The organism is Actinophytocola sp. (genome assembly GCF_036378875.1).
GTDB lineage: Bacteria > Actinomycetota > Actinomycetes > Mycobacteriales > Pseudonocardiaceae > Actinophytocola.
In genome coordinates, this window is the sequence record NZ_DASUVO010000168.1 from 215377 (window position 1) to 227978 (window position 12602).

The 12602-nt window shown below is 70.6% G+C and carries 11 protein-coding genes; 9 read left to right on the forward strand and 2 right to left on the reverse strand.

Annotated elements, in window-relative coordinates:
• Complete coding sequence (locus VF106_RS47125; RefSeq protein ID WP_330846633.1) at positions 1-738, forward strand: hypothetical protein; 738 nt, start codon at positions 1-3, stop codon at positions 736-738.
• On the opposite strand, the gene VF106_RS47130 is transcribed toward VF106_RS47125, so the two are convergent.
• Positions 729-1145 carry a cupin domain-containing protein gene (locus tag VF106_RS47130; RefSeq protein ID WP_414639232.1) on the reverse strand — a complete coding sequence of 139 codons (417 nt, stop codon included), beginning with the start codon at positions 1143-1145 and terminating at the stop codon, positions 729-731. The genes VF106_RS47125 and VF106_RS47130 overlap by 10 nt on opposite strands.
• Positions 1146-1188: 43 nt before the next feature.
• Here VF106_RS47130 and VF106_RS47135 point away from each other — a divergent pair, with 43 nt between their 5' ends.
• Positions 1189-2157, forward strand: a complete 969-nt coding sequence (locus tag VF106_RS47135; protein WP_330846635.1) for a GlxA family transcriptional regulator — start codon at positions 1189-1191, stop codon at positions 2155-2157.
• Between the two features lie 7 nt (positions 2158-2164).
• Here the strand turns inward: VF106_RS47135 and VF106_RS47140 are convergent, their stop codons facing one another.
• The gene (locus tag VF106_RS47140) at positions 2165-2950 is read right to left on the reverse strand and encodes a putative hydro-lyase (RefSeq protein WP_330846636.1); all 786 of its coding nucleotides are present in this window, start codon (positions 2948-2950) and stop codon (positions 2165-2167) included.
• A gap of 152 nt (positions 2951-3102) precedes the next feature.
• Between VF106_RS47140 and VF106_RS47145 the strand changes: the two genes are divergently transcribed.
• The 7 genes from VF106_RS47145 (at position 3103) to VF106_RS47175 (ending at position 12585) form a co-directional block, all read left to right on the forward strand.
• A complete protein-coding gene (locus VF106_RS47145) occupies positions 3103-4392 on the forward strand; it encodes a hemolysin family protein (RefSeq protein WP_330846637.1) in 1290 nt (429 codons plus the stop codon).
• A 344-nt stretch (positions 4393-4736) separates the two neighbouring features.
• The gene (locus VF106_RS47150; protein ID WP_330846638.1) at positions 4737-5651 is read left to right on the forward strand and encodes a ketopantoate reductase family protein; all 915 of its coding nucleotides are present in this window, start codon (positions 4737-4739) and stop codon (positions 5649-5651) included.
• 35 nt (positions 5652-5686) lie between these two features.
• On the forward strand, positions 5687-6055 hold the full coding sequence (locus VF106_RS47155; protein WP_330846674.1) for a VOC family protein: 369 nt from the start codon (positions 5687-5689) through the stop codon (positions 6053-6055).
• Positions 6056-6189: 134 nt separating this feature from the next.
• Positions 6190-6582 carry a hypothetical protein gene (locus tag VF106_RS47160; RefSeq protein WP_330846639.1) on the forward strand — a complete coding sequence of 131 codons (393 nt, stop codon included), beginning with the start codon at positions 6190-6192 and terminating at the stop codon, positions 6580-6582.
• Between the two features lie 13 nt (positions 6583-6595).
• Complete coding sequence (locus VF106_RS47165; protein WP_330846640.1) at positions 6596-7153, forward strand: hypothetical protein; 558 nt, start codon at positions 6596-6598, stop codon at positions 7151-7153.
• Between the two features lie 42 nt (positions 7154-7195).
• On the forward strand, positions 7196-11629 hold the full coding sequence (locus VF106_RS47170; RefSeq protein ID WP_330846641.1) for an nSTAND1 domain-containing NTPase: 4434 nt from the start codon (positions 7196-7198) through the stop codon (positions 11627-11629).
• A 56-nt stretch (positions 11630-11685) separates the two neighbouring features.
• Positions 11686-12585: a hypothetical protein gene (locus tag VF106_RS47175; RefSeq protein WP_330846642.1), complete on the forward strand. Its 900-nt coding sequence runs from the start codon at positions 11686-11688 to the stop codon at positions 12583-12585.
• The last annotated feature ends 17 nt before the right edge of the window (positions 12586-12602 follow it).

Genomic DNA, 12602 nt, shown 5'->3' on the forward strand with positions numbered 1-12602 from the left:
ATGATCCCGTGGCTGCTGACGGGCGCCGCTCTGCTCGCCGCCGTGCTGACCGTCGGCGCGTACCTGCTCGCCGTGCGCCGGCACCAGCGCACCCCGGATCCCGGGCATGTGGGGATCTGCTTCTACCTCCACGAGAAGCACGTCATGAACCTCTACCTGCAGGGCAACTACGAGGCGCTCAAACAGGAGGTCGAGGAGACGACCCGGACCGAGACGGGAACCAGCCTGGGTGCCAAGGTCGCGGGGATCCAGGGCCGCGCGAGCCGCGACGCCGAGAGCGAGAAGATCAGCCGGTACATCCGGGACGTCGGCCCCATCACGGTCATCGGCCGCATCGTCGAGGAACTGGAACGGACGGACAACATCGTCTACGTCAACCTCTTCGAGCGGCTGCTCGAACCGGGCAAGGGCCTCGACCGCGCGTTGCGGTCGGCACGTCACCGCAACGCCGCCCGCGAAGCACGCCTCTCCGACCTCAGCTCCTTCGTGTTCGTCTCGGTGACGGGCCGGTTCCGGGTGACCGACAAGACGGATGAGACGATCGTGCTGTCGGCGCCGTACGGCGACCCCGTCACGCCCGGGGACGAACCGCTGCTCAGCGTGACCTGTCTGAACAGCCAACTCCTCGCGGACGTCCCGTCGGGACCGTTCTCGGCCCGCTGTCTCGGCCGGATCCAGGGATGGGACCCCGACACACGCAAGTTGGTGATCGACCCGGCCCTCGCGCTCTACCGGTAGCCGGAGCTGTGAGTCACCGGCTGCCCGGTGGTCACGGTGACGTGGTCGGGCACCTCGTCGTGGTCGTCACCCACCGAGAGGGTGCCCGTCGGCTCCACGAGGAGCACCACCGCGCCGTCCGATGAGGACGGTCGGTGGAAAACGCCGCGTGGCACCACGAACAGCTCGCCCTTGCCAAGCGTCACACCACGTTCGCCACCCGGCTCACGGAGTCCGATGTGGATCGTCCCGTCGAGCACGAGGAAGAACTCGTCGGTGTTCTCGTGCACGTGCCAGATGTGCTCACCGGCGAACCGGGCGAGCCGGACGTCGTAGTCGTTGACGTTCGCGACGATCCGCGGGCTCCACGCCTCCGTGAAGCCGGCCAGGACGGCCCGCAGGTCCAGGGGTTGGCTCATGCCGATCATCGTCGCGGTGGCGCGTCCGCCACGCGAGTGCTAGGAATCGCACATGCCGCAAGAATTCTCGCACCGGGTGGCGCTGCTCGTGGACGAGGGCTCGAACCCCTTCGAGATGGGGGTCGCGACCGAGCTGTTCGGTCTGCGCCGCCCGGAGCTGGGCCGGCCCTGGTACGACTTCACGCTGTGCGCGGCCAGGCCGAGGGTCCGGATGCACCTGGGCATGTTCACGATGACCGGCATCGCCGGCCTGGCCGCCGCGGAGGTGGCCGACACGCTGATCGTGCCGAACCGTCCCGACCCGGAGCACCCGTCGAGCCAGGCGATCCGTGCGGTGGTGCTGCGTGCCGCCGAACGGGGTGCACGGCTGGTGAGCTTCTGTACGGGTGCGTTCACGCTCGCCGAGGCCGGCGTGCTCGACGGCCGCCGCGCGACGACGCACTGGAAGTGGGCGGACGAGTTCACGCGCCGCTTCCCGTCCGTCCACCTGACACCGGACGTGCTGTTCGTCGACGACGGCGACGTGCTCACGGCCGCCGCCGGCAGTGCCGCGGCGCTCGACCTCGGGCTGCACCTCATCCAACGGGACCACGGCGCCGAGATCGCGAACGCCGTGAGCCGACGACTGGTGTTCACCGGCCACCGCGACGGCGGTCAGCGCCAGTTCGTCGAGCGTCCCGTGCCGACGGTCGCGGACAGCTCGCTCGCGCCGGTGCTCGCATGGGCACGCGCTCGGCTGGACCAGCCGCTGTCCGTGCCCGACCTCGCGGCCCGCGCCGCCGCCAGCCCGGCCACCCTGCACCGACGGTTCCGCGCCGAGCTGGGCACCACCCCGCTGGCCTGGCTGACGAACGAACGCGTCACGCTGGCGTGCCGCCTGATCGAACGGGGTGAGCTGCGGCTGGACCGCGTCGCCGAGGCGAGCGGGTTGGGCACGGCCGCGAACCTGCGTGCGCAGCTGCGCCGCCACACCGGCCTGTCCCCGTCGGCCTATCGCCGCCGCTTCGGCCCGGCGGCGTGAACGCCGGCTACCGCTGGCTGAGCAGCTGGTACTCGGAGTCCTCGACGTCGGTCACGAACATGTGGCCGGGGGCGTGGGTGATCGCGAACGGTGGCCGGGACGCCATCAGCACCGCTTGCGGGGTCACCCCGCACGCCCAGAACACGGGCACGTCACCCGGTTCGGCGACGGGTGCGTCGCCGAAGTCCGGCGTCGCCAGGTCGGCGATGCCCAGTGCGCCGGGGTCGCCGACGTGCACCGGGGAGCCGTGCACGGCCGGCATCAGCGCGGTAACCCGGATGGCCGTGTCGACCAGCGACTCCGGGATCATCCGCAGCGACACGACCATCGGGCCGTGCAGGCGGCCGGCCGGGCGGCACTCCCGGTTCGTCACGTACATCGGCACGTTGCGGCCGTGTCGCAGTGGCACACCGGCCGCCACCAGCGCCGCCTCGAACGTGAAGCTGCAGCCGATCAGGAACGCCACCAGGTCGTCCCGCCAGTGGGGTGTCGCGTCGGTTGGCTCGTCGACCAGCGTGCCGTCCCGCCAGACCCGGTAGCGGGGCACGTCGGTGCGCAGGTCGGCGTCCGGTGCGAGGACCGTGCGCGGGCTGCCGGGGTCGCTCACGTCCAGCACCGGGCACGGCTTCGGGTTGCGCTGGGCGAACAGCAGCATGTCGTACGCCAAGTCACGCGGCACCGCGATGAGGTTGGCCTGCGTGTACCCCGGCGCGAGGCCGGCCGTCGGACCCGTCGCCCGCGCCCGGACCTCAGCCGGACCGTCGTGCGACACCTGGGTTGTCTCCTGCGTCATCACCGGCCGCCTTCCCTTTCGGACAGCCCCTTGCGGATTGGCCCAGCCAGTACAACAGATGGAATTACGGATACGAACAATGTGTGCCGGGGGATGGAACTGTTTCCACTCGGTAGCGTTGTCGCCCTGTCGGGTGCAGGGAGCGGGACCACGTGAATGGCTATTGGTGGAACATCCTTCTGGTCGTCGTCCTGATAGTCCTCAACGGCGTGTTCGCCGGCAGCGAGATCGCGCTGATCTCGCTGCGGGAAGGACAGCTCAAGCGGCTGGAACGACGCGGGACGGCCGCGACCAGGACACTCGTACGGCTCGCGCGTGACCCGAACCGGTTCCTCGCGACCATCCAGATCGGCATCAACCTCGCCGGGTTCCTCGCGTCGGCGGCCGCGGCCGTGTCGCTCGCCGAGCGCGTCGCGCCGCTGTTCGCGTTCCTCGGCAGCGCACGGGAGGTCGTGGCCATCGGGGTGATCACGCTGATTCTGACGTTCGTCACCCTCGTACTGGGCGAGCTGGCCCCGAAACGACTGGCCATGCAGTACGCGGAAAGCTGGGCGCTCGGCGTGGCCCGGCCGCTCGACCTCCTGTCCCGCGTGTCGCGGCCCGCCGTGTGGATGCTGGGCCGGACCACCGACCTGGTCGTGCGGCTGTTCGGCGGCGACCCGAGAGCCGCGTCCGAGCAGCTCAGCCCGGAGGAGCTGCGTGACCTGGTCATCGGCCACCGGGGACTCAACGCCGAGCAACGCACGATCATCACCGGTGCGCTGGAGATCCACGAGCGCATCCTGCGGGAGGTCCTCGTGCCGCGCCGCAACGTGTTCACCATGCGCGCCGACGTGCCCATCGCGGAGGCCCGCGCCGCGCTCGCCTCGTCCGGTCACAGCCGCGCCCCGATCGTGCAGGACGGTCACCTGGACGATGTCATCGGCGTGGTGACCCTCCGCGATCTACTGGACGACAGGCGGGCACTCGTGGACGTGGCCCGCCCGCCGGTCGTGTTCCCGGACTCCGTGCGCGTGTCCGACGCCCTGCGCCGGTTCAAGGACGAACGGGAGCAGTTCGCGCTGGTCGCGAACGAACACGGGGCCATCGACGGCATCGTCACCCTGGAGGACCTCCTCGAGGAGATCGTGGGCGAGATCTACGACGAGACCGACCGCGACGTGATGGCCGTCCAGACCCGCCCGGACGGCGCGCTCCAACTGCCCGGCACGTTCCCGGTCCACGACCTGGTGGACGTCGGGGTGGAACTCACCGACCGCCCGGACGGCGACTACGCCACGGTCGCCGGCCTCGTGCTCACCGCGCTGGGCCGCATCCCCACCCAACCGGGTGACCGCGTGGTACTGACCGAGTGGACGATCGAGGTCACCGCGGTCGCGCACCACGCCATCACGGAAGTCCGCCTGCACCACCACCCGAGCGGCCCGCCGATCACCGCCTGACGACAAGGGCGAAAGACGCGTTCGGGGCATCGCCGATGTCTCGAAAGACGCGCTGATGACGTTCAACGACTTGAAAGCGTCTTTCGGGACAGCGCCGGTGGCACACCGTTCGCAGCAGTGCGCACCTCCCCATCGCGTCTTTCAGGACACCGGGCACATGAGTCCACCGTCTGTATAGGACGCACCATGTTTCGTCGCCCGCGGCGCGCGTTCACACCGGTGTCAGGGGCAAGGCCGAAAGGGCAGTAGGTAACCTGCGGGGGGGGGGGGGGCGGACCGCGAGCGGTCGTTCGCGACGGTCTGGAGTGGACACTGGGCGAGCGGGTGCGGGGAAGGTGGGGGACATGCGGATCGTGGTGGTGGGCGCGGGTGGCGTCGGCGGGTACTTCGGCACGCGGCTGGCGGCGGCCGGGTACGACGTGACGTTCGTGGCGAGAGGGCGGCACCTCACGGCCATCCAGGAACGGGGGCTGCTCGTGCGCAGTCCGCTCGGCGAGTTCCGCTCTACCGCGAACGCGGTGGCGAAGCTCGCCGACGCGGGGCCGGCCGACCTCGTGATCGTGGCCGTCAAACTGTGGGACACCGAGGATGTCGTGGCCCAGCTCGATCCGAACGCCGGCGCGCGGGTGATGTCGTTGCAGAACGGGGTGGACAAGGACGACGTCCTGCGCGCACACGTGCCGGCGGGCGCGGTGCTCGGCGGGGTCAGCTACATCTCGGCTGCCATCGCCGAGCCCGGCGTGGTCACGCACAACGGCACGCTGCAGAAGCTGGTGTTCGGTGAGTTCGACGGGAAGCCGTCGGCGACGACCGACCAGTTGCTCGCCGCGTGCGTGAAAGCCGGCGTCGACGCGTCGGTCAGCGCCGACATCGCCCGCGTGACCTGGGAGAAGTTCGTGTTCCTCGTCGGCATGTCCGCAACGACGACCGCGACCCGCCAAACCATCGGCGTCGTGCGTTCGAACGCCAGGACCCGCACGCTCCTGCGTGACGTGATGGCGGAGGTCGTGGCGGTCGGCCGCGCGTCCGGCATCGAGTTTGCGGACGACTTCGTCGACGAACGCATGGCCTTCGTCGACACGCTGCCGGCCGACATGGCCGCGTCCATGCACCACGACCTCATGCGTGGGAGCCGGCTCGAGCTGCCGTGGCTGTCCGGCGCGGTCGCCACACTCGGCGAGCGGCTCGGGGTGCCGACACCGCGGAACCGCACGGTCGCGGACATCCTGGCGCCGTTCGAACTCGGGCCAGCCGTTTAGTCCATGGCGCCGAGGTCAACGTATCCGGCATGACGATGACCTACACGGGCGCGGTGTTGGACGCGCCGGACGCCCGCGCGCTCGCGGACTTCTACCGGCGGTTGCTCGGCTGGGAGGTGATCGAGGACGGCGGGGACTGGGTGTCGCTGCGGGAACCGGGCGGCACGGCCCGCCTGTCGTTCCAGACCGAGAAGCTCTACCGGCGGCCGGCGTGGCCGGCGGAGTCGGGTGCGCCGCTGATGATGGCGCACCTGGACATCGAGGTGGACGACCTGCCCGCGGAGCTGGCGCGCGCGGTCGCCGAGGGCGCCGAGGTGGCGGACTTCCAGCCGCAGGAGCTGGTCCGCGTGTGCCTCGACCCGGCGGGACACCCGTTCTGCCTCTGGGTGAACGAAGCTGACTGAAAGTAACTGCCCCGAGCGGGCCCCGCGTTCGTCCGGTCGGCGCAATTTCAGTCGGACGTGGAACTTTCCGCTTACCCCAATGGTCGGATCCGACGAGACTGACAGCGAGTGCACGCCGAAACGTGGGAGTCGCCGTGATTCAGCCAGTCAACCCGACCGGGCCACCACCAGGGATGCCGAACGGAACGCAGCGCCGGACCACGATCGTGCTCAGTGTTCTCGTCGCGGTGCTCGTGGTCGCGGCCGGGGTGTTCCTCACCTTGTGGATCATGGAGCGGGGCGAGGTGGGCGACGTGGAGACCCAGGTCGGCGTCACCGAACGGCAGATCGACGCCGAACAGGACGCGCTGGCCGACACGCAGTCCACTGTGGACGAACTGGAGCAGCAGGGGAAGGACCTCCAGACCACGAACGAACAGCTCCAGGCCTGCGCGGACGCGTCGAGGAAGACCATCGACGCGGCGGACGGCACCGACGTGGAATTCGAGGCTGCCTACAGCGAGATGCAGATCGTCTGCGCGCGGTGAGAGGAGAAGGCTGATGACCAACTACCCGCCCTCGTCCTACCCGCCGGGCTCGCAGCCGCCGCCGTACTCGTCGGGGCACCCGTCCTACCCGTTCCCCGCCCAGCCCGGCACCCCGCCGCAAGGGCAGCCGCATCCGTCCTTCCCGTTCCCCTCACAGCCGCGCACCGCGAACTTCCCCGACGCCTCCACGTTCTCCTCCTACTACTCGCCCCAGGAACCCACGCCGCAGCCGACCGGGAAGTCCCGGTCGCGACTGGTCCTGACCGTGGTCGCGGTGGTCATGTTCGTGGCCGCCGGGGTGCTCGGCGGCCTGTACATCGCCGCCGGCAGCGCGCACGAGAAGGCGACGTCGACGTTGCAGGACAAGAAGTCCGAGCTGACCGACGTCCGCGGCCAGGTCTCCGCCGCGAAGGAGGAGAAGTCGACCGCCGAGCAGAACAACAGCGACCTGGAGACGAAGAACGGCGCGCTCCAGCCCTGCGTCGAGGCCACGCAGCGCTACCTGTGGGACGGCCTGGAGGGCGAAGCACGCACAGCCGCCATCAGCGCCATGATCGATGCCTGTAGCTAGTAGGCTCGCACTCCCAAAAGAATCGCGAAGGTGAGGCGCTAGATGACGGATACGGTTCCGGAGATTTTCGGTCCGTATCGGATAGAAGAGCTGCTTGGGCGCGGTGGCATGGGGGAGGTGCACCGCGCCTACGACACCAGCCACGACCGACACGTCGCACTGAAACGGCTGCCCACCTTCGCCGACCTCGAGTTCCGGGCGCGGTTCCGCCGTGAGGCCAAGCTCGTCGCCGCGCTCGACCAGCCGCACGTCGTGCCCATCCACGACCACGGCGAGATCGATGGCCGGCTGTACCTCGACATGGCCCTGATCGAGGGACCGGACCTCAAGCGGGTGCTCGCCGACGGCCCGCTCTCGCCAGAGCGCACGATCCAGGTACTCACCCAGGTGGCCAGCGCGCTCGACGCCGCACACGCGGCCGGTGTGCTGCACCGGGACGTCAAACCGGCCAACATCCTGCTCGACGAGGCCGGCAACGCCTACCTCGCCGACTTCGGCATCGCCCGCCCGCTCGCCGAGGACGTCACGCAGCTGACCAACACGGGCGACTACGTCGGCACGCTCGACTACATGGCGCCGGAACGCCTCATGCGCGGCTCCGAAGGCACCATCGACGCGACCTCGGACGTGTACTCCCTGGCGTGCGTGCTGTTCCAGTGCCTCACCGGACGGGTGCCGTTCCCCGCGCCGGACACCGTCGGCAAGCTCGCCGCCCAGCTCAACGACCCGCCGCCCGCGCCGTCGCTGTTCGACCGGCGCATCCCGCCTGCCATGGACCTCGTCGTGCGGACCGGCATGGACAAGGACCCCAAGCGGCGCTACCCGTCGGCCGGTGAGCTGATGGCTGCGGCCGCCGCGGTCACGGCGGAGGCGCCGACGGCCGTGCGGATGGACGCGCCGTCCTCCGGCGACCACTTCGTCGGCCTGCTCATGAACTTCCTGCGGGAACAGGCGAGCCCGCACACCAGCCAGTTCACCGACAGCTGCCCGTACCCGGGACTGCAGAGCTTCGGTATCCGGGACAGCGACTGGTTCTTCGGCCGCGAGCAGTCCGTGCGCGACCTGCTGGCCCGGCTCTCCCGCCAGCGCGCGAACGACGGACCGCTGATCATCGTCGGTGCGTCCGGTGCCGGCAAGTCGTCGCTGCTGAACGCCGGACTGCTTGCCGCACAGGCGAAAGCGGGGGAACGGTCGCTCGCCATGACGCCGGGGGACCGGCCGCTCGGCACGCTGGCCGCGCGGCTCGCCGCCCTCACCCGCACGGACGCCAACCAGATCGCGCAGCGGCTGTGGCGCCGGCCGGGTGACTTCGGCGAGCTGTGCCGTGCCGCGGTCGGTGACGCGCCGCTGGTGGTGACCATCGACCAGGCCGAGGAACTGTTCACCCTGTGCCGCAACACCCGTGAGCGGGAGGCGTTCGCCATCGCGCTCGCGAGCGCGTGGCCAGCACGGGTCGTGGTGGCGGTGCGGGCGGACTTCGTCGAGCACTGCATCACGCTGCCGCCACTGAAACCGTCGCTGGACGCGCCGTACGTGCTCGGCCCGTTGACCGCCGCGGAGCTGGCTCGGGTGGTCACCAAGCCGGCCGAGGCGGCGGGGCTGGAACTCGAGCCCGGCCTCGTCGACCGCCTCATCACCGACGTCGGTGCGGGACGTGACCTCGGCGCGCTGCCCCGCCTCGCCCACGCGCTGCGCGAGACGTGGCACAACCGCAGCGGGAACCGGTTGACGCTCAACGGATATCAGCGCACGGGCGGGGTCGACCGGGCCGTCGCGCTCACCGCGGACGGCGTGTTCAACCGGCTCGCAGAACCGGACCGGTGGGCGCTGCGTGCCGCGTTGCTACGCATGGTGACCCTGCTCGACGGCGGCGGCATCGCGAAACGCCGCGCCAGCCGTGCCGAGGTGCCGCCCCGCATCCTGGAAAGCCTGGTGGCCGCGCGGCTCGTCACCGTCGACAGCGAGTCGGTGTCCCTGTCGCACGACTCGCTGCTGACCGCGTGGCCGCGCCTGCGGCAGTGGGTGGAGGAGGACCGTCACGGCCTTCTCGTGCGCCAGCAGCTCGGCGAGGCGGCGGCCGGCTGGCGGGCCGGCGGGCAGGACCGCGGCGACGTGTACCGGGGCGCACGGTTGGCCGCGGCGCTGGACTGGGCGAACGGACGGGTCGACCTCACGCAGGACGAACGCGCGTTCCTGCTGGCCAGTGAGAAGGAACGGCGACGCAACACCCGCAGGCTGCGCGGGGTCGTCGTCGGCCTCGCGACCCTGCTCGTCCTCGCGTTGGTCGCAGGCGGCATCGCGTTCATCGCCCGCGGCGAGGCCGACCAGGCACGCAAGGACGCCGAGTCCCAGGCACTCGCGGCGGAGTCGCTCGCGGAAGCCGACACCGACCCGGTCGGTGCCATGCGCAAGGCCGTCCAGGGCTGGCACACCAGTCAGACCGTGGAGGCTCGTGGCGCGTTGCTGTCCGCGCCCACGCTCACCTACCCGTCGACCTTCCCATCGGGTCTCGGGCAGGTGTACACGATCGACGTCAGCTCGGACGGCAAGTTGGTGGCTCTCGGCTCGGGCGATGGCAAGGTCGTGGTCTGGGACCTGGACGCCCGCAAGCGGCTGGACATCGACATCACCGTGGCCAACACCGTGATCGCGGTGCGGTTCTCCCCCGACGCCAGCATGCTCGCGGTGTCGGCCGTTGACTCGAAGAGCGACGACAGCGGCGTGACGATCTGGTCGATCCCGGACGGCAAGATGGTCGGGCGCCTCGTGTACGGCGCTCAGATCGCGATCGGGCCCGTCGCGTGGAAGCCGGACGGCACGGCGGTCGCGTCGCCGGCACTGCGCGAGGACGCGACCGTCGGGATAGGCGAGTGGAACCCGAAGACCGGCAACCTGAACCGCTGGGTGGCGGACGGGCAGACCAACACGTTCAGCCTCGCCTACAGCCGGACCGGGCACCGGCTCGCGCTCGGCAACGGCGACGGCCGCCTCAGCCTGTGGGACCCGGAGACGGCGACGCTCGTCTCCACCAACACGAAGCACGCCGAGACCGCCGTGGTCGACCCGGACCGGCTGGTGTCGGTCAACGTCAACTTCTCGGCCGACCTGCTCGCGAGCGCCAGCATCTCCGACAACACGATCCGGCTCTGGGACGCGACGACCGGCGAGTTGGTGCGCGAGTTCGCCGACATCACCCGGCACGTGACCGACCCTGGTCAGGGGCCGTCGGCGCTCGCGTTCAGTTCGGACGGCAACGTGCTGTACACCAACAGCGACACCACCGCGCTCACCGTGTGGGACCCGCAGACCGGCAGCCTCGACGGCGCCCTGACGCAGGGGCCGCAGCGTGGCACGACTGCCGGTAAGACGGTGCAGGCGATCGCCGTGTCCCGCGACGGGAGCACCAGGGTCGGCGGCACCAACGACGGGCGGGTACTGCTCTGGCATTCCAGCCCGTACTGGAACTCCAGCCCGAAGGCGTCCGTGACCGGCCTCGACTTCGCCCCTGACGGCAGGTCCGCCTCGGCCGCCGACGCCGACGGCGCGCTCGAGACCTGGACGGTCGGCGACGGGGAGAAGTCCGGGGACGACATGACCTTGCCCACCGCCGCGTTCGCCCTTCGGTACACGAAGGACGGGGTACGGATCGCCGGCTCCGCGGACGCCACGTTCACGATCTCGAAGACACAGGGCGGGGTCGTGCGCTCGCGGACCATCAGCCTCGACGACCGCGAGTTCCGCGGCGCCATCGCGGTGTCGCCGGACGGGTCGATGTTCGCCGCCGCGCACCAGTCCCCGCTGAACACGGTCGGGGACGAGCTCAGCTCCAGGGTCGGGGTCTGGGACGTCGACACGCTCGAGAAGCGCGCGGACCTGGACATCGGCACGCTGACGCCGACCGACCTGACGTTCTCCCCGGACGGCCGCCGTCTGCTCGCGCTGGGCAACCTCGAGGACCTCCCCGGCACCGAGACCGAGGGCCAGGACACGGCGACCATGGTGTCGTGGCGGGCGCCCGACTTCACCGACGAGAAACGGACCCCGCTGGACGCCGACGCGCTCACGACAGCGGCGTTCACCCCCGACGGCCGGTCGATCCTCACGGGCGGCACCGGTGGCGTCATCCAGATTCGCGACGCCGTGACCGGCAAGCTGCGGGGGGCTTTCGGCCAGCACACCTCGGCCATCCGGGAGATCGCCATCTCGCCGGACGGCCGCACGCTCGCGACGATCACCACGGACGACCCGTTCGTGCGGCTGTGGAACCTGCCGGACCGCCGGTTGTCCGCCATCCTCACCGGGCATCTCTCGTCGCTCAACGAGGTCGTGTTCTCCCGGGACGGCCGTCTGCTCGCGACCGGTGGCACCGACACCGACGTCGGCATCTGGCGGCTCGACCCGGAGGAGTCCGCGAAGCAGATCTGCGCCAACCTCGCCGACGCCGGCGCCAAGGACCTCGCCTCGATCGGCTGCTGACCCCCGGCGGAACGTTCCTCCTCCGGTTTCCCCGCCACCTTGGGAGGATCGCCGGTATGACGGTGTCGAACGTGCGGACGCCGCTGGGGAGTGCCCGCAAGGTAGCCTGCTCTCTCGGCGGTCGGTTGGCGGTGGGGAGCGGGATGCCGCAGGTCATGGTGCGGGGCAACGACTTGCACCCGGTGATGCTCGGTCCCGGCGAGCGGATGGTGTTCGGGCGCGACCCGCATTCGCCGGAGGGCCCACGGCCGGGCCGGCTCGAACTGCGGCTGCCGGGGTGCGCGCCACACGTGTCCGGCACGCTCGCCGAGGTGGTCGTCGGCGCGGAGGCGGCGTGGCTGCGGTGGATGGGCGCCGGAGAGGGCCGCCTGTCGAGCCTGCTGGACGCCCCGGGCGGCGCGCGCCGGGTGACGTTGATCCAGGGCATGACGGCGTTGCTGGACGCCGGCAAGAACGAACTGGTCGTGCTGGCCGGCAAACGGGTCGGCGTTGACCTGTACACGGACCTGCTGATGACGTTCTCCGTGCACGCGGAACTCCCGGCCGAACGCCCGGCGACGCCCATGCACCACGACACCGAGCTGAAGCCCCACGTGCGCAAGGGACAGCTGACCCGCCACTCCAAGGAGTGGTACGTGGCCCTGGCACTGGCCGAACCATGGCTGGCCGGCGACGACGACTCCCCGTTCCCACCGACGAACCGCCGGATCTACGAACGGATCCTGCACTGGCGCCGCGGCGACGCGTGGAACCTGGAACGCCCCCAACGCGTCGACGACGCGATCCGCACGGTGTCGCAGATCGCCTTCGGCGAGCTGGCCGACCCGTACTCCGAGGCCCGCAACGGCCGCATACAGAACCCCCGCTTCGCGGTGGGCAAGCGAGTGGCCGAATACCGCCTGGTGACAGCGGAAGACCTGGACGAGGTGGAACTGGCCGCGCGCACACAGGGCTGAGCGCCGGTGTCCCGAGG

Bases quoted from the DNA above. Each gene is read 5' to 3' on its own strand.
- VF106_RS47125 (WP_330846633.1), top strand. From the start codon at position 1: ATGATCCCGTGGCTGCTGACGGGCGCCGCTCTGCTCGCCGCCGTGCTG.
- VF106_RS47130 (WP_414639232.1), bottom strand. From the start codon at position 1,145: ATGATCGGCATGAGCCAACCCCTGGACCTGCGGGCCGTCCTGGCCGGC.
- VF106_RS47135 (WP_330846635.1), top strand. From the start codon at position 1,189: ATGCCGCAAGAATTCTCGCACCGGGTGGCGCTGCTCGTGGACGAGGGC.
- VF106_RS47140 (WP_330846636.1), bottom strand. From the start codon at position 2,950: ATGACGCAGGAGACAACCCAGGTGTCGCACGACGGTCCGGCTGAGGTC.
- VF106_RS47150 (WP_330846638.1), top strand. From the start codon at position 4,737: ATGCGGATCGTGGTGGTGGGCGCGGGTGGCGTCGGCGGGTACTTCGGC.
- VF106_RS47155 (WP_330846674.1), top strand. From the start codon at position 5,687: ATGACCTACACGGGCGCGGTGTTGGACGCGCCGGACGCCCGCGCGCTC.
- VF106_RS47165 (WP_330846640.1), top strand. From the start codon at position 6,596: ATGACCAACTACCCGCCCTCGTCCTACCCGCCGGGCTCGCAGCCGCCG.
- VF106_RS47170 (WP_330846641.1), top strand. From the start codon at position 7,196: ATGACGGATACGGTTCCGGAGATTTTCGGTCCGTATCGGATAGAAGAG.
- VF106_RS47175 (WP_330846642.1), top strand. From the start codon at position 11,686: ATGACGGTGTCGAACGTGCGGACGCCGCTGGGGAGTGCCCGCAAGGTA.